The organism is Polaribacter marinivivus (assembly GCF_042651285.1).
Lineage (GTDB): Bacteria > Bacteroidota > Bacteroidia > Flavobacteriales > Flavobacteriaceae > Polaribacter > Polaribacter marinivivus.
On the sequence record NZ_JBHSCY010000002.1, the window covers coordinates 822,055 to 847,696 of the forward strand.

Annotated in this window: 28 protein-coding genes; 14 read left to right on the forward strand and 14 right to left on the reverse strand. The window is 29.5% G+C overall.

The features are described from left to right. The first annotated feature begins 101 nt into the window (after positions 1 to 101). Together ACFOWD_RS11845 and ACFOWD_RS11850 are read left to right on the forward strand one after the other, a co-directional pair. Positions 102 to 2,306: a M1 family metallopeptidase gene (locus tag ACFOWD_RS11845; RefSeq protein WP_377410808.1), complete on the forward strand. Its 2,205-nt coding sequence runs from the start codon at positions 102 to 104 to the stop codon at positions 2,304 to 2,306. Between the two features lie 169 nt (positions 2,307 to 2,475). After that, positions 2,476 to 3,120 (forward strand): hypothetical protein, encoded by a 645-nt coding sequence (locus tag ACFOWD_RS11850; protein ID WP_377410810.1) that lies wholly within the window; start codon positions 2,476 to 2,478, stop codon positions 3,118 to 3,120. A gap of 143 nt (positions 3,121 to 3,263) precedes the next feature. Here the strand turns inward: ACFOWD_RS11850 and ACFOWD_RS11855 are convergent, their stop codons facing one another. After that, positions 3,264 to 4,082, reverse strand: coding sequence for a lysophospholipid acyltransferase family protein (locus ACFOWD_RS11855; protein ID WP_377410812.1), 819 nt, complete (start codon positions 4,080 to 4,082; stop codon positions 3,264 to 3,266). 52 nt (positions 4,083 to 4,134) lie between these two features. After that, positions 4,135 to 4,764, reverse strand: a complete 630-nt coding sequence (locus ACFOWD_RS11860) for an NUDIX hydrolase (protein ID WP_377410814.1) — start codon at positions 4,762 to 4,764, stop codon at positions 4,135 to 4,137. A gap of 86 nt (positions 4,765 to 4,850) precedes the next feature. Here ACFOWD_RS11860 and ACFOWD_RS11865 point away from each other — a divergent pair, with 86 nt between their 5' ends. Beyond that, positions 4,851 to 5,126: a hypothetical protein gene (locus ACFOWD_RS11865; protein WP_377410816.1), complete on the forward strand. Its 276-nt coding sequence runs from the start codon at positions 4,851 to 4,853 to the stop codon at positions 5,124 to 5,126. On the opposite strand, the gene ACFOWD_RS11870 is transcribed toward ACFOWD_RS11865, so the two are convergent. From ACFOWD_RS11870 to ACFOWD_RS11900, 7 genes are all read right to left on the reverse strand, one after another. Then, positions 5,123 to 5,434 (reverse strand): DUF6787 family protein, encoded by a 312-nt coding sequence (locus ACFOWD_RS11870; protein ID WP_377410818.1) that lies wholly within the window; start codon positions 5,432 to 5,434, stop codon positions 5,123 to 5,125. The two genes, ACFOWD_RS11865 and ACFOWD_RS11870, sit on opposite strands and share 4 nt — an antisense overlap. Then, the gene (lgt, locus tag ACFOWD_RS11875; protein ID WP_377410820.1) at positions 5,434 to 6,270 is read right to left on the reverse strand and encodes a prolipoprotein diacylglyceryl transferase; all 837 of its coding nucleotides are present in this window, start codon (positions 6,268 to 6,270) and stop codon (positions 5,434 to 5,436) included. The genes ACFOWD_RS11870 and lgt overlap by 1 nt, the downstream gene beginning before the upstream one ends. Continuing rightward, positions 6,267 to 6,515 carry a membrane protein insertion efficiency factor YidD gene (yidD, locus tag ACFOWD_RS11880; protein WP_377410822.1) on the reverse strand — a complete coding sequence of 83 codons (249 nt, stop codon included), beginning with the start codon at positions 6,513 to 6,515 and terminating at the stop codon, positions 6,267 to 6,269. Before yidD ends, lgt begins: the two co-directional genes overlap by 4 nt. Position 6,516: 1 nt before the next feature. Further along, positions 6,517 to 7,995, reverse strand: coding sequence for a cysteine--tRNA ligase (gene cysS / locus ACFOWD_RS11885; RefSeq protein WP_377410824.1), 1,479 nt, complete (start codon positions 7,993 to 7,995; stop codon positions 6,517 to 6,519). 94 nt (positions 7,996 to 8,089) lie between these two features. Then, positions 8,090 to 9,439 (reverse strand): hypothetical protein, encoded by a 1,350-nt coding sequence (locus ACFOWD_RS11890; protein WP_377410826.1) that lies wholly within the window; start codon positions 9,437 to 9,439, stop codon positions 8,090 to 8,092. After that, a complete protein-coding gene (locus ACFOWD_RS11895) occupies positions 9,420 to 9,980 on the reverse strand; it encodes a hypothetical protein (RefSeq protein WP_377410828.1) in 561 nt (186 codons plus the stop codon). The genes ACFOWD_RS11890 and ACFOWD_RS11895 overlap by 20 nt, the downstream gene beginning before the upstream one ends. Then, on the reverse strand, positions 9,964 to 10,521 hold the full coding sequence (locus ACFOWD_RS11900; protein WP_377410830.1) for an RNA polymerase sigma factor: 558 nt from the start codon (positions 10,519 to 10,521) through the stop codon (positions 9,964 to 9,966). The genes ACFOWD_RS11895 and ACFOWD_RS11900 overlap by 17 nt, the downstream gene beginning before the upstream one ends. Before the next feature lie 92 nt (positions 10,522 to 10,613). Here ACFOWD_RS11900 and meaB point away from each other — a divergent pair, with 92 nt between their 5' ends. Then, positions 10,614 to 11,681 carry a methylmalonyl Co-A mutase-associated GTPase MeaB gene (gene meaB, locus ACFOWD_RS11905; protein ID WP_377410832.1) on the forward strand — a complete coding sequence of 356 codons (1,068 nt, stop codon included), beginning with the start codon at positions 10,614 to 10,616 and terminating at the stop codon, positions 11,679 to 11,681. Between the two features lie 141 nt (positions 11,682 to 11,822). Here meaB and ACFOWD_RS11910 read toward each other — a convergent pair whose 3' ends face one another. The 3 genes from ACFOWD_RS11910 to ACFOWD_RS11920 all read right to left on the reverse strand — a co-directional run bounded on the left by ACFOWD_RS11910 (position 11,823) and on the right by ACFOWD_RS11920 (position 13,857). After that, complete coding sequence (locus ACFOWD_RS11910; protein WP_377410834.1) at positions 11,823 to 12,434, reverse strand: thioredoxin family protein; 612 nt, start codon at positions 12,432 to 12,434, stop codon at positions 11,823 to 11,825. 3 nt (positions 12,435 to 12,437) lie between these two features. Beyond that, positions 12,438 to 12,962 (reverse strand): TlpA disulfide reductase family protein, encoded by a 525-nt coding sequence (locus ACFOWD_RS11915; RefSeq protein ID WP_377410836.1) that lies wholly within the window; start codon positions 12,960 to 12,962, stop codon positions 12,438 to 12,440. A 112-nt stretch (positions 12,963 to 13,074) separates the two neighbouring features. Further along, complete coding sequence (locus tag ACFOWD_RS11920) at positions 13,075 to 13,857, reverse strand: S1/P1 nuclease (RefSeq protein ID WP_377410838.1); 783 nt, start codon at positions 13,855 to 13,857, stop codon at positions 13,075 to 13,077. Positions 13,858 to 13,980: 123 nt separating this feature from the next. On the opposite strand from ACFOWD_RS11920, the gene ACFOWD_RS11925 reads away from it, so the two are divergent. The 10 genes from ACFOWD_RS11925 (at position 13,981) to ACFOWD_RS11970 (ending at position 22,848) form a co-directional block, all read left to right on the forward strand. Further along, positions 13,981 to 14,841 (forward strand): SPFH domain-containing protein, encoded by an 861-nt coding sequence (locus ACFOWD_RS11925; RefSeq protein ID WP_298994594.1) that lies wholly within the window; start codon positions 13,981 to 13,983, stop codon positions 14,839 to 14,841. Positions 14,842 to 14,843: 2 nt separating this feature from the next. Beyond that, positions 14,844 to 15,017, forward strand: a complete 174-nt coding sequence (locus ACFOWD_RS11930; RefSeq protein ID WP_298994592.1) for a hypothetical protein — start codon at positions 14,844 to 14,846, stop codon at positions 15,015 to 15,017. Next, on the forward strand, positions 15,014 to 15,172 hold the full coding sequence (locus tag ACFOWD_RS11935) for a DUF4177 domain-containing protein (protein ID WP_298994590.1): 159 nt from the start codon (positions 15,014 to 15,016) through the stop codon (positions 15,170 to 15,172). The genes ACFOWD_RS11930 and ACFOWD_RS11935 overlap by 4 nt, the downstream gene beginning before the upstream one ends. A gap of 5 nt (positions 15,173 to 15,177) precedes the next feature. Further along, on the forward strand, positions 15,178 to 15,687 hold the full coding sequence (locus ACFOWD_RS11940; protein WP_298994586.1) for a hypothetical protein: 510 nt from the start codon (positions 15,178 to 15,180) through the stop codon (positions 15,685 to 15,687). Continuing rightward, complete coding sequence (locus ACFOWD_RS11945) at positions 15,680 to 16,591, forward strand: alpha/beta hydrolase family protein (RefSeq protein ID WP_377410841.1); 912 nt, start codon at positions 15,680 to 15,682, stop codon at positions 16,589 to 16,591. The genes ACFOWD_RS11940 and ACFOWD_RS11945 overlap by 8 nt, the downstream gene beginning before the upstream one ends. A 1-nt stretch (position 16,592) precedes the next feature. After that, positions 16,593 to 16,757, forward strand: coding sequence for an Arc family DNA binding domain-containing protein (locus tag ACFOWD_RS11950; RefSeq protein WP_159951562.1), 165 nt, complete (start codon positions 16,593 to 16,595; stop codon positions 16,755 to 16,757). A 99-nt stretch (positions 16,758 to 16,856) separates the two neighbouring features. Further along, positions 16,857 to 20,033, forward strand: a complete 3,177-nt coding sequence (locus ACFOWD_RS11955) for a WD40/YVTN/BNR-like repeat-containing protein (protein ID WP_377410843.1) — start codon at positions 16,857 to 16,859, stop codon at positions 20,031 to 20,033. A 78-nt stretch (positions 20,034 to 20,111) separates the two neighbouring features. Further along, the gene (locus ACFOWD_RS11960) at positions 20,112 to 20,783 is read left to right on the forward strand and encodes a DUF2490 domain-containing protein (RefSeq protein WP_377410845.1); all 672 of its coding nucleotides are present in this window, start codon (positions 20,112 to 20,114) and stop codon (positions 20,781 to 20,783) included. A gap of 6 nt (positions 20,784 to 20,789) precedes the next feature. Next, positions 20,790 to 22,097: a DUF819 family protein gene (locus ACFOWD_RS11965; RefSeq protein ID WP_377410847.1), complete on the forward strand. Its 1,308-nt coding sequence runs from the start codon at positions 20,790 to 20,792 to the stop codon at positions 22,095 to 22,097. A 40-nt stretch (positions 22,098 to 22,137) separates the two neighbouring features. Then, on the forward strand, positions 22,138 to 22,848 hold the full coding sequence (locus ACFOWD_RS11970) for a DUF4369 domain-containing protein (RefSeq protein ID WP_298994565.1): 711 nt from the start codon (positions 22,138 to 22,140) through the stop codon (positions 22,846 to 22,848). A gap of 69 nt (positions 22,849 to 22,917) precedes the next feature. Here the strand turns inward: ACFOWD_RS11970 and ACFOWD_RS11975 are convergent, their stop codons facing one another. Both ACFOWD_RS11975 and ACFOWD_RS11980 read right to left on the reverse strand, forming a co-directional pair. Then, a complete protein-coding gene (locus tag ACFOWD_RS11975; protein ID WP_377410849.1) occupies positions 22,918 to 24,477 on the reverse strand; it encodes a T9SS type A sorting domain-containing protein in 1,560 nt (519 codons plus the stop codon). A 240-nt stretch (positions 24,478 to 24,717) separates the two neighbouring features. Beyond that, positions 24,718 to 25,635: a glycoside hydrolase family 17 protein gene (locus ACFOWD_RS11980; protein ID WP_377410851.1), complete on the reverse strand. Its 918-nt coding sequence runs from the start codon at positions 25,633 to 25,635 to the stop codon at positions 24,718 to 24,720. Between the last annotated feature and the right edge of the window lie 7 nt (positions 25,636 to 25,642).

Consider the following 25,642-nt stretch of genomic DNA (forward strand, 5'->3'; position numbering starts at 1 on the left):
TGCTTTTTTTTTATGATAAAGTTTTCTTAAAGTTTCTTAAAAATTTAAGGATTTCACAACTTATCGTTAATTTTATAGGCTATAAATTCAAATCATATCAAATGAAAAAAATCTCTTTATTTTTATTTTCATTGTTCTTTATTACAGCAGCTACCATAGCTCAAGAAAAGAAAGAAGAAAAAAAGATAGTACAACAAGGTCATACAGATCAAAATAAGTTTAGACAACTTAAAGATGTATTAGCTACACCTAATGACCAACACACAGCTTCTGGAGCTCCAGGACATCAATATACCCAACAAAAAGTTGATTATGTGATGGATATTCGCTTAGATGAAGCAAACAACAAAATTTATGGTGATGAAAAAATCACTTACCACAACAATTCTAAAGATGTGTTATCTTATTTGTGGGTTCAGTTAGACCAAAACATGAGAGCAGACGATTCTAAAACTCCATTAGCGCAATCTGGAGGTGCAGCAGCTTGGGTTTCTCCTGATGGTTTTAAATCTTCTTACATGAAAGAAGGTAAAGGTTTTGGATTTAACATCGAAAAAGTTGAGTCAGATGGTAAGCCTTTATCGCACTTTATCAACAGAACTATGATGCGTATTAACTTACCAAAGCCATTAGCTTCTGGTGAAATATTTAAGTTTAGAATTAAGTGGAACTATAAAATAAACAACTCTGTTAGAGATGGTGGACGTTCTGGTTTCGAAGATTTCCCTGATGGAAACAACAACTATACAATTGCACAGTTTTTTCCAAGATTAGCAGTTTATAATAATGTTGAAGGATGGCAAAATATGCAATTCTGGGGACGTTCTGAGTGGGCTTTAGAATTTGGAGATTATGATGTAAAGATTACAGTACCTGCAGACCACATTATGGAAGCTTCTGGACAGTTACAAAACGAAAAAGACGTTCTTACAAAAGAACAACGTAAGCGTTATGCAAAAGCAATGAAGTCTTTTAAAGACCCAGTAATGATTGTTACTCAAGAAGAAGCTGAGAAAAACGAAAAAGGTAGAAGTACACAAACAAAAACTTGGCACTTTAAAGCAGATAAAGTTCGTGATTTTGCTTTTGCAACTTCAAGAAAATACATTTGGGATGCAATGGCTGTAAACATTAATGGTAAAACAGTTATGGCTACATCTTTATATCCAAAAGAAGGTAATCCTTTATGGGAAGAGCATTCTACAAGAGTAGTTGCAAATACTTTAGAAGAATATTCTAAATTAACATTCGATTATCCTTATCCAAAAGCAGTATCTGTACATGCTAAAAACCAAGGGATGGAGTATCCAATGATTTGTTTCAACTATGGTCGTCCAAATCCAGATGGTACTTATTCTGAAAGAGTTAAAAACGGAATGATTGGTGTAATTACACACGAAGTTGGTCATAATTTCTTCCCAATGATTGTAAATTCTGATGAAAGACAATGGACTTGGATGGATGAAGGTTTAAACTCATTTGTTGAAATATTAGCTGAGTTAGACTACGACCCTAACTTTAACACTGGTAACTTACCAAAAGATATTGTACGTTACATGAGTGGAGATCAATCTAACTTATCGCCTATTATGTCTCAAGGAGATTATGTAAAACAATTTGGACCAAATGCATACACAAAACCTGCAGCTGGTCTTTATATGTTAAGAACAACAATTATGGGACCTGAGTTATTTGACCATGCATTTAGAACGTATTCTCAAAGATGGATGTTTAAACACCCAACTCCTGCAGATTTCTTTAGATCTATGGAAGATGCTTCAGGTATGGATTTAGATTGGTTCTGGAGAGGATGGTTTTATACAACAGATGTTACAGATATAGGTATTAAAAGTGTTAAACCTTTATACTTAACAGATAAACCAAGTGAAAGAGTTAAAAAATTACAAGAACAATACAAGCAATATTTTGATGGTTTAGGAGACTTAGTTTATATCACAGATAAAAAAGAAGATGCTAACCCAAATGCTATGGATAAGTATGTAGATGGTAAACCAGTACCTTCTTACATCTATTCTGTTGAGTTCGAAAAACCAGGTGGTTTAGTAATGCCAATTATTGTGGAATTAACTTACGCTGATGGTACTAAAGAAAGACAAACTTTCCCAGCACAAATTTGGATGAAAGATGACAATACAGCAAGAAGAGTTTTTGCAGCAACACAAGAAATAACGTCTATTAAAGTAGACCCAGATTTAGAAACTGCAGATGTAGATACTTCTAATAACTCTTGGCCTAAGAAAGAAGCTGACAAATTTGATCAGTTTAAAGAAAAGGTAAAAAATTAAGATTAGAAAAAATATTCGTTTTTTTGATCTTATTATTTGAACACGAAAACCTCGCCATTGGCGAGGTTTTTAATTATATACTAGTAAATAAGGGTGTTTTTCCCCTTGATTATGTTATTTTAAAGTACGAAATTCGCTGATAAAGTTTATAAAAAATAAATCAAAAAATATGGCTACTTTAGAAAAAGAGGTATCAGTTAAAAATCAATTAAGAATAAGATTAAACCAAAAATGGTCAAACGTAGATTTTATAAACTTGTTAACTGCTGTTCAAAATATTTATGAGTTATATATAATTAACGAAGAAATAAATTCAATGAAAAGTTCAGAAAGCTTTTTTAATTCTAACCTCAATAAATCTTCTTTAATTATTACCTATCTAGAACAAAACTTTATGAATTCAGAATCAACTATGATAATTAGAGATATGAATGATACAAAAGTTTTTACTGACAATGATTTTTTTCGATTAAAATTTTTTTTAAAAAAAGAATTACAAATTATAAAAATTAAATACGCTTCTCCAGGTTTTGCAGATTTTGGTGGTTTTGGTGCAGCTATAGGACATTTAAAAGATTTATTATTAAAATTAATTGAAGTATTTGAAAATAGAAAATCAAATAAAATTAATAATGAAAGAAAAGAAATTGAAAATGATATTTTAAGAATTGAAAGATCTAAAAAGTTTATTGAATTATTAAAAGATATCAATTATCCTGAAAGTAAAATTCAAAAAATATTGGAAACTGAAGATAAATCTATTATGGTTTTAAAAAATTTTGTAGAAAATAGACAGATTGAAAATGCAGAATAACTACAAATAGCAATTTATAAATTTTAATGATTGCTTAAAGCTTAATTATGAATGCCAAATTAGTCTTTCTAGGTCAATATTTAGTTAAATAATTAATAGAATATCCTTGCAGTAAATAAAAAAAATGAATTTATTTTTAAAAATTACTTACTCCAAAACTCACGTTTCTTATTAAGTTCTTCTTCTTCTTTTAGATATTCATCTGCTTGTTCTGGAGACAATACTTTTAAAAATGACGGATGTTGTTCTATAGCGTATTCTATTTTAGTAACAATTTCATCTATAGCTTCGTTATCATAATCTATATCTAAAGGTTCTTTAATCACCATAGATTGTAAAACATTTTTACGTTTTATACTTAGTCCTTTTTTATCAAAAGAACGTCTAAAGCCATCAATTACAATAGGTACTACAACAGGTTTGTAGGTTTTAATAATATGAGCTGTACCTCTTCTAATAGGTTTAAAAGGTGTGGTTGTACCTTGAGGAAACGTAATTACCCAACCATCTTCTATAGCTTTACCTATATTAGAAATATCAGAATTTTTTACTTGTCTATTAACATCTTTACCTGCAGCTCTCCAAGTTCTATCTATAGAAACAGAGCCAGTATATGCAAATATTTTTGGTAATATTCCAGAACGCATAGTTTCACCAGCTGCAACATAATACACATTTAATTTAGGATTCCAGATATACCCAATATTTTTAATATTATCATCTCTACCTTTTAAAGCAGCATTAAATACATGTAACATGGCTGCTACATCTGCAAAATATGTTTGATGATTAGAAATGAATAATACTTTTCTATCAGGTAAATTACGAAGTATCTCTGAGCCTTCTATTTGTAGACTATTAAACTTTCGATAACGTCCATGAGAGATGATTCCTAAAATACGAATCAACCATTTTTTTATAAATAAATAATGTCCAAAAGGATTCCTTTTAAATAAAGGCATTTATACTATTTTTTACTTGGTTTCTAAACAAAATTACAAAAGAAATAAAGAATTAACTATTTAAGAGTTCTTTAATTTCGGATAACATCATACCTGTTGCTCCCCAAATAATATGATTGTTAATTTTAAAACAAGGTACATCTATATTTTTCATGTAAGAAGTAGTTAAATTCACAGATGTAATATTACTATCATCTAGTAATTCATCTGTAGTAACTTCTATAATATTAGCCACTTCATGGTTAATTTGAAAAATAGGTTTTTGTTCTGAAAAGCCTAAAAAAGGAGTAGCTAAAAAATTGCTTGGTGGTATATATACATCTGTAAGCTCTCTAAAAATTTCTATTTTTTGTTGAGCCACACCTACTTCTTCATATGCTTCTCTTAAAGCAGTTTCTTGAAGACTTTTATCTGACTTTTCTATTTTACCACCTGGAAAACTAATTTGTGCTGAGTGTGTACCTTTATAACTTGCTCTTTGCGTTAATAAAAACGTAGTTTGTTCTTTTTGATTCGGATAAAATAATGCCAATACAGCAGCTTTTTTAGGATGTTGTGCATCAATCTTATTTTTATTATAACGTAATCTAAGTTCAGGCGCCATTTTAAATTGAGCATCTAAACCACCTAACTCTTTCGTTCTAAAATGATTAATTTTTTCTCTAAAGGTGTTAAAATTCATTTTTGTTTGGTTATTTTTAAACAAACTAACAGCTGCCAAAAATATAAAAATCTTTTTTGGCAAGAATTTTGAATTGTTTAAATAATATGAGTAAAAAATACAAAAAATTAGTTTTAAGTATTGTCTTAGATTTAATTGGTTTAATTCCTCTAATAGATATTATTTGGGCACCACTTTCTGGTTATATTATGACCAAATTATACAAAGGCACAAAAGGTAAAGTAGCTGGAATTATTAGTTTTGTAGAAGAAATTATTCCTTTTTCTGATGTGATACCAACTTTTACAATTATGTGGCTATATAGCTATGTATTTACAAAAGGTGAAACAGAAGATGATGGTAAAATTACAATAGAGGTTTAACTTTCTTCTTTAAACAAAAAACCAAAACCTAATCTGCTTAAAAACTTTTTTTCAAAAGCCCAGAAAAATTTAAATTGACCAAATACCCAACCTACAATTGGCAAAGTTAATTGGTAAATAGGAAAAATAATTAAAATTCTAAGAGGCCAGTATAACCAAGGATTAATAGTCTCTAGTGTTAAGCCAAAAAAATTACATACAGGTTTAGCCACCCATGCAGCAAAAGAACCATTAATGGCAAAAACAATTAAAATAGCTACAATTGCCCAATTACTTTCTATGCCCCAACGTTTTTTTAATTTCTCCACTACTCTACTTCTTTCTTTTTAGCTGTTCTAAACATTAACCAAACACCAATCATTACTAAAGGTATACTTAATACTTGCCCAGTATTTAACGAGTTAAAAACCCAATCTTCTCTACCATCTACTTGTGCTTCTTTTAAAAACTCTATAAAGAATCGTAAAGACCATAACACAACCATAAATAAACCAAATAAAAAGCCTGTTTGATTTTTCTTATCTGTTTTCCAATACAAATACCACATTACAAAAAACAAGATTAAATAACTTATGGCTTCATATAATTGAGTTGGATGCCTAGCAACTGTTTCTCCATTTGCTTTAAAAATTACACCAAAATTAGAACCTGTTTCTTTACCGTAAATTTCTGAATTAAAAAAGTTACCAAGTCTTATAAAAAACCCTGCTAAAGCAACCATAATTGCTAATCTATCTAAAATAAATAACCAAGGTTTTTGTAAGTGTTTCTTGGCATAAAAATACATAGCAATTGGTATAGCAATAGCTGCACCATGACTCGCAAAACCAGTAAAGCCAGTAAATTGCCAACTACCATTTACTTGTTTAAATGGAATAAAAATCTCTAATAAATGGTTTTGATAATAATCCCAACTATAAAAAAATACATCTCCTAAACGCATTCCAATTAGCATAGAAATAAAGACATACATAAAAATGACATCTAATTTTTCTACAGGAATATTATCTTCTATATAGATTTTTTTCATTAATCGTAAACCCAATAAAAAAGCGGCAACAAACATTAAGCTGTACCAACGAATTACAAAAAAACCTAAATCTATCCCTAAAGAAGGATTCCACTCTATTGCTAAAAAACTCATTTATTTTTTTTATTTAATAATTTATCTGGTACAGGATCATAACCTGAACCTCCCCAAGGATGACAACTAAAAATTCGTTTCAAAGATAACCAACCTCCAGAAAATAGCCCATGCTTTTGTAAAGCTTCTATGGTATAATGTGAGCAAGTTGGTGTATATCTACAAGTAGCTGGTGTAAATGGTGATATTGCTGTTTGATAAAAACGAACTAATAAGATAAATGGATATGAAAGTATTTTTTTCAATTTAGTTTATTGAAAAAGTTGTACCCTCTCTACCATCTTTTAGCTGAATACCAAGAGCAAGCAATTCATCTCTAATTTGATCTGATAATGCCCAATCTTTATTTTCTCTTGCCTCTTTTCTTAGTTTAATTAACAGCTCTACAACGCCTTCAATTTTCTCAGAATTGTTACTATTTAAATCGTGCATTAAACCTAAAACATCAAAAACAAAAGCATTAAGTGTAGTTTTAAATTCTACAAAATCTTCGTTTGTTAAAGATGCTTTATTTTCTTTTATCTGATTAATGACTTTAACAGCTTCAAATAAATGTGATATTAAAATAGGCGTATTAAAATCATCATTCATAGCTGCATAACAATCATTTTTCCATTGTTGTACATCAAAAGTTGATGTGTTACCTGCTGAAATCTTATCTAAAAAAGCTACAGCATCCATTAATTTAGCATGCCCTTTTTCTGAAGCTTCTAATGCTTCACCAGAAAAATCTAAGATACTTCTATAATTGGCTTGCATATTAAAAAAACGAACCACAGAAGCAGAAAATGCTTTTGGTAAAATGTCATTTTCGCCACTTAATATTTGATTAGGTAAGATAAAATTACCTGTAGATTTAGCCATTTTTTGACTATTTAAAAGTAGCATATTTGTATGCATCCAATAGTTTACAGGCTTAATACCAGAACAAGTTTGAGATTGTGCAATTTCACACTCATGATGTGGAAATTTTAAATCCATACCTCCTCCATGAATATCAAATTGTTCTCCTAAATACTTAGTACTCATTACAGAACATTCTAAATGCCAACCAGGAAAACCATCTGACCAAGGTGAAGGCCAACGCATAATATGGCGTTCGTCTGCTTTTTTCCAAAGTGCAAAATCCTGTGGGTTTTTCTTATCTGTTTGTCCATCTAATGCACGTGTGTTATGAATTAGATCTTCTACTTTTCTACCAGAAAGAATTCCGTAATTCTCTTTTTCATTATAAGCCAAAACATCAAAATATACAGACCCATTTACTTCGTAAGCAAAACCTTTGTCTATGATTTCTTTAATCATTTCTATTTGCTCAACTATATGACCTGTTGCAGTTGGTTCTATACTTGGAGGTAAAAAGTTGTAGTTTTTTAAAACATTATGAAAGTCGACAGTGTATTTTTGAACCACTTCCATAGGTTCAATTTCTTCTAAACGTGCTTTTTTAGAAATTCTATCTTCCCCTTCATCTGCATCATTTTCTAAATGACCAGCATCTGTAATATTACGAACATAACGTACTTTATACCCTAAATGTAAAAGGTATCTATATACAACATCAAAAAACATAAATGTTCTTACGTTTCCTAAATGTGCATTACTATATACTGTAGGTCCACAGACATACATACCAACATAACCCTCTGTTAAAGGTTTAAAAACCTCTTTTTCTTTGGTTAATGAATTGTAAATTTTAAGTTGATTTTCTTTGTAGAGTTCCATTAAAAAAGTGACTATTTACAGACGCTAAAGATAGGCACTTTATAGAGAATAGAGAAATGGAAATTGTGAGAAGTTTACTAAAATAATAAAGACGTTATTTTATAACAATACTGCTATAATCACCTTTAACATTTATGATATTGTTTGATGCTTTGTTTTCTTTACCAAAAGCAGCTCTTTTATTATCTAACTTAACTCTATTAACACTGTATTTAAACTTAGAAGCTACGTTTCCTAAATTTAAAATGGCATTAGAATTACTTAAATTTAATATAAACTCACCAAAATTTGGATTAAAACTCTCTATAACCAATTCTCCAAACTTGTCTGTTACATTAACATTTTCATTAATTCTTATAATTTTTACACCAGAAGAATTATTAGACAAATTGGTATTTGTAACTGATGCTATTTTAGCATCAGTTACATTGTTTAAGAATAGTGTACAAGCATTTAAATCGTTAATAGAAACTGGAGAATAATCTACTGTTAGCTTACCTCCTAACAAATTGTTTGCATCAAAAGTACCATACTTTACATTGCCAAATGCAACTGTATTAGGTAGTTTTACTTTACAATGACGTGTATTTAAATCGAAAGTAGCTGCTTTAGGAACTTTAATTTCTATTCGCTTTTTAATCTTTACTTTTTTACCATTAATAATAATATCATTATCCTCTGTATTAAAACCTAGTTTCATAGTTTTTAATACTTCTTTCGCTTTTGCTAATTCTTTTTTAATTTTTTCTTTATCAATTTTTACTTTCTTAGATTTTTCAAAAGCCTGTTTCATTTTTTCTTTAGACTTTGCAAACTCTATTCTAACTTTTTCTTTGTCAATTTTCATTCGCTCTTTAAGCTCTTTATATTTTTTAGTTTTCTTAAAAGCTTCCCATTCTTCTTTAGAATTTATTTCGATGTCATTTTCATCGTCTTTCCATCTAAATTCATATTTACCATTTTTACCCATGGTTTTGTCTATATCCTCTATGTCTTCAAATATATTATCGAAGTTAAAATCGAAGTTCATTTCTGGGATAACTATAGTTTCAATATCAGCAAAATCTATTTCTGGAATATTGATATCAAAATCCATATTATCAAAGAAAACAAAGTCATTTTTAAAGCTAAAACTATTATTTCCTTTAGAAGTAACTTGTACTTTTTTACTGTTTCCTAATGCTTCAAAATTCCAATTTTTAAAATATTTTTCAGCTTCCTTTTTAGAAATACCTTCAACTTCTATATAAGCATTAACTTGTACTTCATTTTTATCCCAAGTAGTAACATTAATATCTGTGTAAGAAGCATTTATAGCTATTTCTACATCTTTATTTGATTTAAAAGTTTCTGTAAACTTTTTATCGAACTTTTGTGCAAATGTTGTTGATATACAACAAATTGCTAGTAAAGTGATGATGTGTTTATATGATTTGTGTTTCATTTTGTTTTGTGTTTAAATTTTTAAGTTGTTTTAATTGTTTTTTCAAACGTTGTAACAGCTGTAAGCGTAATTGCAAATTACGGATCAATGCATCTATAGTAGCATCGTTAACTCCTTTTGTATTGAGCTCTTTAGTTAACGATTTATATTCTTTTGTTAATTCTGCTATTTTTAATAAATAACCATCTACCAAATCTTTATTTTCATCAGATAAATCTAACTGACTAATTTCTAGATTAATACTGTTTGTATAATAGGTTTCTATGGTGTTAAATTCAGGAGAAATAGTACCTAGAGTAATTTCTTTAGTTTCAATTTTTGGATCTTCTTCTATGTTACTGTTAGTATAAAACTGCAAACTAATACTTACCAATAAAACAATAGAAGCTGCAATAGACAACCAATTAAATGTATTTTTCTTTGGTTTTTCTTGATGTAATTCAGCAAATAACTTTTCTTGAAATTTACTTTCATGATGTGCAGATAAAACTACTTTTTCTTCTTGATAACTTTCTAGTTCTTTTTTAATATCCCTCTGCATAACTCGTGTTTTTAAGTTGTTCTTTTAATATTTTTTTTCCTCTTAACAAATGGGTTCTTGAGGTGTTTTCTGTAATGTTTAGCACTTGAGCAATTTCTTGATGATCATAGCCCTCTAATAAATATAAAGACAATACCAATCTATATTTTTCTTTAAGCGATTTTATCACATTTACAATACCTTCTACTGAGATTGTGCATTCTACCTGCCAATCTTGTTCGTCTTCTTTTTTATAAACTTCTTCATTAATAGAAACCAATTCTAATTTATTTTTCTTTAAATGATCTATACTTTGGTTAATAACTATTCTTTTTAACCAAGCACCAAAAGGCACTTCGTTTTTATAACTTTCTATTTTTCTAAACGCCTTAATAAATGCATCTTGCATGATGTCTTCTGCTATAAACCGATCTTTAACATATCTATGAGCCACAATCAACATTGCATTATTATACAATTTATACAATTGCATTTGAGCCTTTGCATTATTCTTTTTGCATAAATCAATGAGTTGTTGATGTATTTGTTTAGTTGGTTTCATTAATGATTTCTTATCTTAAAGACGATACATTTTTTGCTGTGTTGCAAAATGAGTGAAATTTTATTTCTAAATTTACATAATTACCAGTAACAATGATAAAAAAATCTTCTGCTTTACAAGAAAAACAAGGAGTTTCACAACCAGAAACTACCAATAAATTAAGTGCAGAAAAAATTAAAAAAAACAGAGCTAAACATAATTCTGTAGAAGAATTTGTAACTCATATTTTAGAAGGTAACATTCCTTTTTTAAGCAAAGCCATAACTTTGGTAGAGAGTACAAATGCTAAACATCAAAAAAAAGCAAATCTAATTTTAGAACGTTGCTTACCTTATGCAAATAACTCAGTTAGAATTGGTATTACTGGTGTACCAGGTGTTGGTAAAAGTACTTTTATAGAAGCTTTTGGTAAACACTTAACAAGTTTAGGTAAAAAAGTAGCTGTGCTAGCTGTAGACCCAAGTAGCTCTGTAAATAAAGGCGCTATTTTAGGTGATAAAACTAGAATGGAACAATTAGTTACAGATCCAAATGCGTTTATTAGACCTTCTGCTTCTGGAAATTCTTTAGGTGGAGTTGCACAAAAAACACGAGAGAGTATTATTTTATGTGAAGCTGCTGGTTTTGATACTATTTTAATAGAAACTGTTGGAGTTGGGCAATCTGAAACCTTAGTACATTCTATGGTAGATTTCTTTTTGTTGTTGAAGCTTTCTGGTGCAGGTGATGAATTACAAGGTATAAAGCGTGGTATTATAGAAATGGCAGATGCTATTGTTATTAATAAAGCTGATGGTGGTAATGAAAAAAATGCACAACTAGCTAAAGTAGAGTTTAATAGAGCTTTACATTTATACCCATTAAAAGAAAGCAATTGGCAACCTAAAGTACTTACAGCAAGTGCTTTAAACAATCTTGGTATAGATAAGGTGTATGCTATGATACAAGATTATTTACAGCTAACAAAAGAAAATAATTTCTTTACCAATAAAAGAAATGAGCAAAATAAATTTTGGTTACTCTCTACAATAGAACAAGAATTAAAAGCTAATTTTTACAATAATCCTAAAATTAAAAAAGCTTTAGAAAAAGAAATTTCTGAACTCGAAAAACAAAATACTACACCTTTCAACGCTGCAAAACGATTGTTGAATATTTAATTTAGAATGATTTAGTTTAAATTAGAATTCCTAGTTACAATTTAGTAAACTAAATCATAAATTAAATTAATACAAAACACAATAGAAAAACCTCAAGAATTTCTTCTTGAGGTTTTTTTATTTTTAAAAATTTATAACAGATTATTTTACTGTTTTAATAGAGCAACCTATAGCTCTAGTTTCTGTAATAGAAGGTGTTTTACCTGCTAATAATTCATCAACAACAGTTTCTACATATTTTACTTTTACAGCACTTGCATCTCTAGAACTATCATCTATAGCACCAATATACTCTACTTTCATTTCTGGTTTACTTACAATATAAACATGTGGCGTTTTAGAAGCGCCGAATTTTGGATATACTTTTTGTCCTTCATCAAATAAATAAGGAAAATTAAACCCTTTTTCTTCTGCTCTAACCTTCATTTTTTCAAAACTATCTCCAGGTTGTGCTTTTGGATCATTTGGGTTTATTGCAATTACAGGATATCCTAATTCTTCATATTTATCTTGTAATGCAATAATTCTGTCTTCATTTGTAACAGAATAAGGACAAGTATTGCAAGTGAAAATAATGATAAAACCTTTTGCATCATCATAATCTTTTAAAGAAATTTTATCCCCATCTACATTTTTAAGTGAAAAATCTTCTATAGTATCTCCTACTTTATAACCTTTATCTGTCTTTACTGTAAATGCTAATGTAATTATTGCAATAACTGCCAAAAGCAAAGTTGATTTAATTGTTTTCATAATTTACGGATTTAAAAAAGTTTTTAGTTCATTTTCTAAAGCTTCATAAGTAAACGATTGCTCATAAAACTTTCTATTATTTTTATTATAGATTAAAGTTGCTGGTAAAGCACCACTCCAATTTTCATTTATTGCAGGTATCCAAACATTTTCTTTAGTATCATCTAATAAAACCACTTCAGACTGTAAGTTTCTTTTTTTAATAAACGGAATCAATTTTTTATCTACTTGTTTTGGAAAATCTAAACTTACTAACAAAACTTCAACATTTTGATTTGCATATGCTTTATTTATTTTCTCAAAATAAGGCAATTCTTTTACACATGGCGCACACCAAGTTGCCCAAAAATTAATTACGTAGGTTTTATCATCTTTCCTTTCTAAATAAGGTTTTAGTTGATTATAATCTAAAGAAGTGACTTCAATTTTAGAATGTTTTTTTTCTGAAATTTCTGTTTTAACTTTTTCTTTTTTACAAGAAAAAATAATTGCCAAGAATGCTAATAAAAATATCGACTTTTTAATCATAATGTTAAAAGTAATTATTTTAAAGATGCGTTATAAATATTTAACGCATTCTTAACTAAAAAAAGCCTCATGCAAGTACATAAGGCTTTTTATTAATTTGTTTTACAAGTAATTAACCAAAAATATCATTCAGTACTTTTGCTAAACGTATACCTCCTATTTGTATTTGTTTTCTTGCAGTATTAAAATACAAATAGGAGTATCTGTAACGTAAATTTTCTCCTACTTTTACAGATTTATACACTTCTTTTGTCAATTCATGTACTTCATTTACCCAATCTACAACAGTACCTTTTTCTATAGCTTCAATTTGTTTTTTAGATAAATCTTCTGCATTATCAGCTAAATCTGAATAGCTCATTTTATAAGAGTCTATCATATTTTCATCCCAAACTCTGTGTAAGTTTGTACCTTTTCCAAACCATTGCACTTGTATAGTATTACCACCTTTGTCTTCTTTTCTACCTATATGCATTGGCTGATGTAAATCTCCAATAAAATGTACTAAAAGTTTTAAATGAAATGCTTTATCTTCTTCAGAACTAGTTTCATCTTTTAATACTTTAACACAAGTAGCTATACCTGTAACTAAATCACCTTGTGGATTTTTCTCAGCTTCTTGATAAGTTTCTTCTAAGCCCATGTTAACATAATGCCATGGATAATACTTACTATACGTTCTGTCTGATTTTATTTCGTCTGCGAACGTAGATACAAATGCCAAACTTTGTCCTTTTAACAACTTATCTATTTTCTTTTTTGCTTTTTTAGTTAAGTGCATCTCAGCAATTTTACCTGTTGCTCTATGACCATTTTTACCCCAAAAAACAGCATCATCTTCAGAAGAATTTAATAAACAAAAAAAAGGTATTAATAAGAATAATTTAAAATTCATAAGTTTTGAATTGAATATAAGTTTCAACAAAAATAGAAAATAATTTAGCGATTATTTTGGAAAATCAAAAAAAAATATTATATCTTTGTGATATCATTTTAATATCATACTAAATTTATACACATGGACGCAGAAAAAATTATCAAACCCGCTAACGGTTATTTAATGTTAGTTATCGTTTTAGGCTTATTTTTTGGGAGTATTTATATCGCCTTTCAACAAGAGAATCCTGTATACCTTATTATTACAGCATTAAGTTTTATTGGTTTGTTTGGTTTTATTTTAGTAAACCCAAACACATCTAAAGTAGTATTACTGTTTGGTAAGTATGTTGGTACCATAAAGCAAAATGGCTTGTATTGGGCTAACCCTTTTTACACAAAAAAGAAAATATCTTTAAGAGCTAGCAACTTTGATAGTGAGCGTTTAAAAGTAAATGATAAGTTAGGAAACCCAGTTATGATTTCTACAATTTTAGTTTGGAGGGTAACAAATACTTATAAAGCTGCATTTGATGTAGATAATTATGAAAACTTTGTACGTGTTCAAACAGATGCTGCTGTTAGAAAGTTAGCTAGTATGTATCCTTATGATAATTTTGCAGACGAAGGACATGATGAAGACATCACTTTACGATCTAGTGTTAACGAAGTTTCTGAAGCTTTAGAAAAAGAGTTAGAAGAACGCTTAGCTATTGCAGGTATAGAGGTTTTAGAAGCTAGAATTGGATATTTAGCTTACGCTCAAGAAATAGCTTCTGCTATGTTAAAAAGACAGCAAGCCACTGCTATTGTAGCTGCAAGACATAAAATTGTACAAGGAGCAGTAGAAATGGTGGAAATGGCTTTAGAAGAGTTAAACAAAAAAGAAATTGTTGAGCTAGATGAAGAACGTAAAGCTGCAATGGTTAGCAATTTACTAGTAATTTTATGTGGTGATAAAGAAGCTTCACCTGTAGTAAATACTGGTACATTAAGTCATTAATAATGAATAATAAACAAATAACTGCAATTAGTATTGGTGTTGCTTTAGGTATTTCTATAGGTACAACTATAGGGGCTATTACAAATAACGTAGCAATGAGTACTGTTTATGGCAGTCTTATTGGAGGAATAATTGGTGTTGTTATTAGTTTAACCGTTTTAAACGAAGAAGAATGAAAGAATATAAAGTTATACAACCTAAGTTAGGTTTTAGAAATAGATATGCAAATTTTGAAGATTTATTAAATCAATATGCAAGAGAAGGATGGAGAGTTGTAGAACTTTCTCAATCTTGGACTTATGTTGTGTTTGAAAGAGATAAAAACAGATAAAACTCATGAAGGTTTTTAAAGAACAACAGCGTTTTACACAGACTTGGCTAGTATTTTTATTAATTGTTAGCACTTTAATTCCTTTTGGAATTGTAATTAACGAGTTTGTAAAAGACGAAAGTACTATGAAAATTGAAACCCTCTTTTGGGTAATGGGATTAATGCTTGTATTTACTGTACCTATCTTCTTCTTTAGATTAATAACAAGGATTGATGAAAAAGGCATTCATTACCAGTTTTTACCATTTCATTTTTCTTTAAAAACCATAAGATGGAATGAAATAACTAAAGCTTATGTAAGAATTTATGATCCTATTGGAGATTATGGAGGCTGGGGTTTAAAAGGTGGTGCTTTATGGAATAGCAAAAACGGAAAAGCCATAAATGTTTCTGGTGATGTTGGTATTCAATTAGAATTAACAAACGGAAAAAAATTATTGATAGGTACTCAAAAAAAGGATGAAGCAACTCGAGTTTTAGAGACCTATAAACACAAAATTTTACAAGATGGTTAGATTTATTACATACATTACATGTATCGTTTTTGGTGTATTAGCCTCTAAAGCACAAGTAAAATCTGAAGAAATTATGATTAATAATCAGGTAATACAATTACCTGGTACTTTAACCTATACTTTAGAAAAACAACCCTTACTAATTTGGGTACATGGTTCAGGAGGAGTAAATAGAGATGGTAATCAACCTCAATACATTAAACAATTTAGAGAAGCTGTTAACAAAGAAAATTTGGCTTTTTTTAGCTATGATAAAAGAACTGCAAACCCTAAGAATGTAAGATTTATTCAAGAAGATGGCATTTACTTTTCTGATTTTGTGAGTGACATAAAAGAAGTTATTCATCATTTTAAAAATGATAAACGCTTTTCTGAAATCATTTTAATTGGTCATAGCCAAGGTTCTTTAATTGCAATGTTAGCTTTAGATAATGTAGCTAAATACATTTCTTTAGCTGGTGCAGGTGAAACCATTGATAAAACCTTAATAAGACAAATTAGCAAACAAAGTGCTGATTTTGGTAAACTTACAGAACAATACATAAAAGAATTAATGACTACAGGAGAGATTAAAGAGGTAAATCCTAATTTAATGTCTCTATTTGCGAAACAAAATCAGCCTTTTATAAAATCTTGGATAAATGTAAATCCTATAGAAGAAATAAAAAAAGTTACAATACCTACTTTAATTATAAACGGAGATAAAGATTTTCAGGTATTAATTAATGATGCAGAGAACTTGCACAAAGCAAAACCAGACGCAGAATTAGTAATTATTAAAAATATGAATCATGTGTTAAAACATATAGAAAAAGATGAAGATAATATGAAATCTTATATGTCTCCTGATTTTAAAATTTCTGAAGAATTAATTACAACCATAGTTGAATTTGTAAAAAAATAACATGGCAAAAAAGAAAGCTTTCGCTTTGCGAGTAAATGAAGATATGATAAAAGCTATTGAAAAATGGGCTGCAGATGAATTTCGCTCTACCAATGGTCAAATAGAATGGATGCTAATGCAAGCTTTAAAAGATGCAAATAGAGCACCAAAAAAGAAAGAAGAATAAAATATTTTTTACGATGTTAAAAATTAACGCTCCATTTTATGGAGCGTTTTCTATTTTGTATCTTGTCCACATTATTATAAATTCAACAAACTACTTATAATGAAAAAACTAATAACGCTATTTTTTTTAAGTGCTTCTACCCTGCTCTTTTCTCAAGAGTTTTCTATGGATTTGGTTAAAAATATGAAACCAAGAAATATTGGTCCAGGAGGAATGTCTGGACGTGTAACTGCTATAGATGTTGTAGAAAATAATCCAGATATTATGTATGTAGGTACTGCTTCTGGTGGTATCTGGAAATCTACTTCTGGAGGTATAAAATGGGAACCTATTTTCGAAAAAGAATTAACAGCTTCTATTGGTGCTGTTGCCATTCAACAAAGCAACCCAAGTGTTATTTGGGCAGGTACAGGAGAAGGTAATCCAAGAAATAGCTTAAATGGAGGTTTTGGCATTTATAAATCTTTAGATGCTGGAAAGACTTGGAAAGCTATGGGTTTAGAAAAAACAAGACATATTCATAGAGTCATTATACATCCTACAAATCCAGATATAGTTTATGTAGGTGCTATTGGTTCTCCTTGGGGAGAGCACCAAGAAAGAGGTGTTTATAAAACTACTGATGGAGGTAAAACTTGGAAACAAATTTTATTCAATAATATTAAAACAGGGGCTGCAGATTTAATTATGGATCCAACAAATCCTAATAAAATTATTGCTGCAATGTGGGAACACAAAAGAGACCCATGGTTTTTTAATTCTGGTGGTGAAGGAAGTGGTTTATACATTACTTATGATGGAGGTGAAAACTGGAAAAAAATCACAGATAAAGAAGGTTTCCCTAAAGGAAATTTAGGAAGAATTGGTGTTGCTATTGCTCCTAGCAATCCTGATGTAATTTATGCTTTAGTGGAAGCTAAAAAGAATGCTTTATACAAAAGTGAAGATGGAGGTTTTACTTGGAAAATGGTTAACAATAAACCAGGTATTGGTAACAGACCATTTTATTATTCAGAAATCTATGTAGATCCTCAAAATGAAAACAGATTATATACTGTTTTTACCTATGTAAATGTTTCTCAAGATGGAGGAAAATCTTTTAACCAATTAATGCCAGCTTATGGAGTAAGTAATGGTGTACATCCAGATCATCATGCTTGGTGGATTCATCCAAAAGATGGTTCTTTTATGATTGATGGGAATGATGGAGGATTAAACATCACTAAAGATGGAGGAAAATCTTGGCGTTTTATAGGCAACATTCCTGTTGCTCAGTTTTACCATATAAATGTAGATAACGAATATCCTTATAATGTGTATGGAGGAATGCAAGATAATGGATCTTGGAGAGGACCTGCTTATGTTTGGAAAGCGCAAGGAATTAGAAACAGTTACTGGCAAGAAATAAGTTTTGGTGATGGTTTTGATGTAGTGCCAGACAAAGACGATTCTAGATATGGTTGGTCTATGAGCCAACAAGGTTCTGTTTTAAGATACGATTATTTAACAGGAAATAATTATTCTGTAAAACCAACACATCCAGATGCTGATGTAAAATTGCGTTTTAACTGGAATGCTGCAATAAACATAGATCCTTTTGACAATAATACATTATACTTTGGAAGTCAGTTTGTACATAAATCAACTGATAAAGGGTTAACATGGACAGTAATTTCTCCAGATTTAACTACAAACGATCCAGAAAAACAAAAACAATCTGAAAGTGGTGGTTTAACCATGGATGCAACTGGTGCTGAAAATCATACTACTATTTTAGTTATAGAGCCTTCTCCTTTAGAGAAAGATATGCTTTGGGTAGCAAGTGATGATGGTCAAGTACATACAACTAAAGATGGTGGAAAAAACTGGACAAACATTTCTAAAAATATCAAAGGATTACCAGAAAATAGTTGGATAACTCAAATTAAAGCATCCAATAAAAATAAAGGTGAAGCTCTTTTAATAGCAAACGATTATAGACGTTTTAACTACACTCCTTACGCTTATAGAACTAAAAACTATGGTAAAACTTGGGAAAGAATTGTAGATGAAAATGATGTACAAAGTTACACGCTTTGTATTATTGAAGATCCAGAAAATGCAAACTTATTATTCTTAGGAACAGATGATGGTTTATACGTTTCTTTAGATGCTGGTAATAAATGGACAAAATGGACTTCTGGCTTTCCAACAGTACCTGTAAAAGATTTAGTAATACACCCAAGAGAGCATGATTTAGTAATTGGTACTTTTGGTAGAGCAGCTTGGGTTTTAGATGATATTCGTCCATTAAGAGCCATTGCAAACGGAAATGTATTAGACAAAAAAGCAGCATTATTTTCTCCTCCAACTGCATACCAAGCAGCTTATCAACAACCAACAGGAAGTAGATTTGGTGCTGATGCTATGTATCATGGAGAAAACAGAAATGGTGGTGGTATTTTAACTTACTATATCAATAAACCAGAAGTAAAGAAAAGTGATGCAAAAACAAAAGCTGAAGACAAAAAAACTGTAAAATTTGATTCTGTTAAATTTGAAATTTTTGATGGAGATAGACAAATAAGAACTTTAAAATTTAAGGCTCCAAAAGAAAACGGAATTCATAAAACCACATGGTATTTAAGAGAAAAAGGTGTTGATAGACCTTCTAGAAGAATTAGAAAATCTACAAGAGAACCTGCTGGAGTTACAGTTAAACCAGGCACATATAAAGTTAAAATGACTTTTGGTGATGTTACTTCTGAACAGAATATAAAAGTAGAATTCGATCCAAGATTAACTATTTCTGAGGAAGCTATTAATCAAAAATATAACGCTAGTAAAGAACTAGAAAGTTATCAAGCAAAAATAGCTGCTATTGTAAAACAGTTAGTAGAAAGTAAAAATACAGCAACTTCTATAAAATCTGATTTAGCAAAAGAAGACAAGAAAAAGTATAAAGACGAAATAAAAAAGTCTACAGAGGTTATTAAAAAGATAGACGATTTAATTGCAGCTTATTTAGGTAAAATTGATAAAAGACAAGGAATTACAAGAAATCCTGAAGTAACAGTTACACAAAGATTAAGTTCTGCAAGTAGATATGTTGGCTCAAGATTTGGCTTACAAACTGCAACAGAAAAACAATTAATGAATCAATTTAAAGAAGCCTATAAGAAGGCTGTGTCTGACACAAATTCATTCTTTAATAATGATTGGATAAACTATAAATCTTCTGTAGAAAATATTAATATTTCTCCTTTTAAAGAAGTTAAGATTTATTCTCAAAATTAAAAGTCTAAAATTTACCATAACTTTCTTGCACTTAATTTTATTAAAGTTAAGTTCAAGAAAGTTTTTTAATAATCTAAAATGAAGATTAATCACTTACTAATCATTCCATTATTTTTTATTTACTCATCACTATTATCACAAAATACTAGTAATGAAATAGGAAATTGGTATATGTACAATGGTTCTCATAAAATATCAGAAAAATGGAAAATTCAAACCATGGCACATTTTAGATATTATGAACTTTCTACTAATTTTCAACAAGAAATTTACAGATTAGCTGCTAATTATAGCTTACATAAAAAACTAAATTTTTCGTTAGGATATAGTTACGTAACTACAGATTTTTTGTTTGGAGATGGTACTACCAATGTTTTTGAAAATAGAATTTATGAAGACATTAATTATAGTAACTTTTTTAATAAACTAAAATTAAGACATCGCTTTCGATTTGAACATAGATTTATTAAAGCTAATACTATAAATAGTGAAAGTCATTGGTTTAGGTATGATTTAAATGCAAATTATCCTATTTCAAAAAATTGGTCTATTTATGCTTTTAATGAAATATTTTTAAATATGGATAAAAGCAAACGTTTTGTTCAGAATTGGACAGGCTTTGGCTTTCTTCATCAATTAAATAAGAATTTAAAATTAAATCTTGGTTATTTAAGCATAAAATTACCTGATGAAAATCAAAAAAGAATTTTATTAGGTATAATTTTAAACACTAATCACTCAAAAAAATAATTAATTATGTCTGAACCTATTTTTACTAATGATGCTATTGTTTTTGGTATTTTACTAATTTCATTAGGCTTTGTTTTTTACACAGAGAATATAAAAACTGGCTTTTGGGCAAAATTTTACAAAATTGTACCTGGTTTATTTATGGCATATTTTGTACCTGCTTTATTTACAACATTTAGAATTATAGCTCCTGAATGGGAAACTGAAAATGCTGTTGGAGAAGTTGTTAAAAATGAATCTCAATTATATTATGTAGCAAGTAGATTTTTATTACCAGCAGCTTTAGTTTTAATGACATTAAGTATCGATTTGAAGGCTATTTTTAATTTAGGTTCTAAAGCATTAGTTATGTTTTTTACAGGTACTATTGGTATTATAATTGGAGGTCCCATAGCCATTTTATTAATTTCTATTTTTTCTCCAGAAACTGTTGGAGGTGCAGACTTTGATGCTGTTTGGAGAGGTTTATCAACTCTTGCAGGAAGTTGGATTGGTGGTGGTGCAAATCAAACAGCAATGTTAGAAATTTATCAATACAATCCTTCTAAATATGGAGGAATGGTAATTGTAGATATTGTTGTTGCTAACATTTGGATGGCAGTGTTATTAATTGGTATTGGTAAAAAAGATAAAATAAATAAATGGTTAAAAGCAGATACTTCTGCTATTGAAGAACTAAAATTAAAAGTGATAAATTTCACAAAGAAAGTTCAGAAAAATCCTAATCTTACAGATTTTATGATTATGCTAGCTATAGCATTTGGTACAGTTGGTTTTGGGCATTTTGCTTCTAAATATTTAAGTCAATTTTTTAGTGAATTTGTAGCTTCTATGTCTTCACAAACTTGGCAAAATATATTTTCATTTTTAGGTTCTGGTTTCTTTTGGATAATTAGCATATCTACTATTGTTGCAATTGGTTTATCGTTTACAAAAGCTAAAAACTATGAAGGTGCAGGCGCTAGTAAAATCGGTTCTATTTTTATTTACATATTAGTAGCCACAATTGGTATGAAAATGGATTTAAATCAAGCTCTTCAAAATCCAGGATTAATGGTTGTAGGTTTGGTATGGATGACCATTCATGCAGGTCTTTTAATTATTGTAGCAAAAATTATAAAAGCACCTTATTTCTTTTTAGCAGTAGGTAGCCAAGCTAATGTTGGTGGTGCAGCTTCTGCACCTATTGTAGCACAAGCTTTTCATCCATCATTAGCAACTGTTGGTGTTTTATTAGCTGTTTTTGGTTATGCTATAGGAACAATTGCTGCAATTGCTTGTACTATTTTAATGGAATTAGCTGCTACTTTCTAAAAAAAACTTGATATTTGCAATCCTAAATTTTAAATAAATTATGAGAAAAATATTTCTTCTTTTATCTCTGAGTATTATCCTATTTTCTTGTTCTAAAGAACGTGAAACCAATATGATTGTAACAGGACAAATTAAAGGTCTTAAAAAAGGTAAATTATATTTACAAAAAATGAAAGACACACTTTTAGTAACTGTAGATTCTATAGCTTTAATTGGTACTGAGTCTTTTGAATTAAAAGACTTTGTAGATTCTCCTGTATTATATTATTTAACTTTTGATGCAAATAATGCAGAAAAAAGTATTCTGTTTTTTGGTGAAGAAGGTACAATCACCATTAATGATAATGTTGAAAATTTTGGAGTTTTTCCAGAAATAAATGGTTCTAAAAATCAAGTATTACTAGATAAGTACAAATTAATGAGCCAAAAGTTTCAAGAACAGAATCTAGAATTAATAAAGCTAGATTTTGAAGCTAAAAAAGCAAATGATAAAAATTTAATAGAAAAAGTAGAAAACGACTACAAACGTTTGGTAAGAAGAAGAGTGTTATACACAGCTAATTTTGCTATTACAAATGCAGACTCAGAGGTGGCTCCATATTTAGCATTAACTGAATTATATGATGCTACTTTGCCTTTATTAGATACTGTTAACGCTGCTTTGAGTGATAAGATTAAAGCATCTACTTATGGTAAAAGATATCAAGAGTATTTAGAGCAGATTAAGAAGCAAGAAAAAAATAAAAAGTAATCTTTTGTTTACTTAAATAAAAAAAACCGAGCAAATTGCTCGGTTTTTCTATTTATAAAAATATTATAATTACTGCTTAATAAATTTAGCAGTACCTACTTTATCATTTACATTATATTTAATTAAATAGATTCCAGAAGATAAGTTAGAAACGTCAATAGAGCCATTAGCTTTATTAATATTTACACTCATTACTTTTTTACCTAATACATTAAAAATATCAGCGTTTTTAATAGTTTCTTTAGCAGAAATATTTAAAACATTATTTGCTGGGTTTGGATACATTGAGAATCCTAAAAGAGTATTGTTATCTACACTTGCAGTACCTGCAACATACATGTAAACATTATCTAAATAATATTTACTTGTTTTACCAGCTACAGTAATTAAAAATTCTTTTATAGATTGTCTATCGCCATTTAATACAAAGTCTTTAGACTGCCAATTTTGAACTTCTGTTTGATTATTTATAGGATTAGAAATATCAATTCCATTAGTTTCTCCTGCTTGTGCAGCATGGTTTGATAATTTAGGATTCAATACTTGTCCAACTGTATAATCATCAACAATCCAATAATCCATATGTAAATGTGTCATATTTGTTGCATCTACATAAGAATCTAGACTCATTCCTAAAAAGTTTACACCAGTAACTTTTAAAACCTTATTTCCTGCAATTGTAACTTCTTCAAAAGCAGAATCATCCCAACCAACATTAGAAATAACTGCTGAAGGAGTATAAGCTTCACTATATAAAGAAACAACATTATTTGCATCATAAGATGGTGGTGTTGGAGCAGCTGTAGTTGGTGCAGCCTCTTGCTCAAAGTTTACAGTATATGTTTTTTGAGTAGTAGTATCACCAGCTGTTACTACAACTGTTGCTGAACCAGGAACTGCTGTTGCTTGTGTAATACTAACTTGTGCTGTACCATCTTGTGAAGCTGTAGCTGTTACTTGTGGCACACTTGTACCAGTTACTTTATAGGTATACGTTTCATTACTTGGTAAAAATCCAGCAATAGTATTACCATCTATTTTCAAATCACTAAGTGTTGCATCTGTATTTGGATCAACAGCTTCTTTATAAAAATAAATATTATCTAAATAAATAGTTTGAGTTTCATCACCCATATCTATTTTTAATTGTCTTACTGTTGTTAAATCAGCACCTGTAAAATCTGCTAAATTAACATCTACAGAAGTCCATTGTCCAGGAGCAGATGTAATTGTAGATCCTGTTGCTGCTGCTTCTCCACCAGCCCAAATAATAACCATTCTTGGACTTGCTCCATTTGTCCATACATCAAAATGCATTTTAGTCATTGTTGAAATATTTTGTCTATTGGTATCAAAATCTATACCTTGATAGTTAAATGCTGGAATTTGCATAACACGATCACTTCCGAAAGCAGGAAAAGTAACTTGACCTGATGTTGCACCCCAGTTAGGATTCAGGTTTGCTGCAATATCAGCATAAACTTTAGTACTTTCATCTGAAGTTTGTGAAAAGATTGACACCACATCTCCTGCATTTCGAGCTGGTGGTGTTGGAGCAGCACCAGTAGGAGTTTGTGAAAACCCTATTGACGAAATCAACAAGGCAAATAATAAAGTAATTTTTTTCATAATTTAATGTATTTAAGAATTTAACAATGTAATATTACGACATTAATAAAAAAAAGTGCAAAATTTTACCACTACAATACATATACAAGTTAATATTTAACAGTTTCATATAATATATTAAATTAGAAGATATAATTATTAATCACTTAACAATCAACACTTTAATTTAAAAACTAAAATTTATCACTTATACAGTATAAAATTTTACCCTATACAATTATTAATATTGTAAGTCTTTTTTTAAAATTTCAAATTTTCGTTTTTATCCCATAAACCCCAATAAGCTCCTACATCACCTTCTGCTCCTACCTTCCAAGATTCATCAAATGAAGAGAAATAAAACACTTCTATATCATCTTTTGCAGACCATGCTTGAGTATTTATAAAATACTTCATGGTATTTTCTGCATTAGAATGTGCGCCACCTAAACTACTACCTTGACTTGGCCAACCAGTTTCTGTAATAATCACTTTTTTACCATTTGCAGCATGTGAAGCTTGGCTAAACATTTGCTGCATATGAGCCAATGAATGCTCTATACTACAACCTTCCCAATAAGGATAACAATTCGCTAAAATAACATCACAAGAATTTGTGATTGCAGGTCTATGAGAAAACTCATAATAAGCATCTACGTAACCAACAGGTATATCTAAATCTTTTAGAGCATCTTTAACTCTCCAGATATAATCTATTAATTGTTGTTCTGTTAAATCTTTACGATACATCACCTCATTACCAACTGCTGCTATATCTACACAACCTTCTTTTGCAAGTTGAATTAATCCTGCAATCTCTTCTTCATTTTTTTCCATATCATCACCAAGCCATGCTCCTACAAGGTTTTTCATACCATGTTTTTTAGCGATTCGTGGTATATTTTCATTACCTTCTATACAAGAAAAAGAACGAATCCATTTTGCATAAGGTTTTAATATTTTTACCCTTCTTTCTACCTGTTCTTCTGTAATTGTATCTCCTGGTTCTTGACCATCTTCGTACATACTAAAACAAATACCATGCATACCTGCATCTAATGTTTCTCTCCAAAGTTTTTTTAAGTCTTTTTCTGATGTATAATCACTAAAGTCAACACCTGTATGCTCACTTATTTGTAAGTTTTCTATTAAAAATTTACGTCCTTCTCTATATGACATTTCTTTT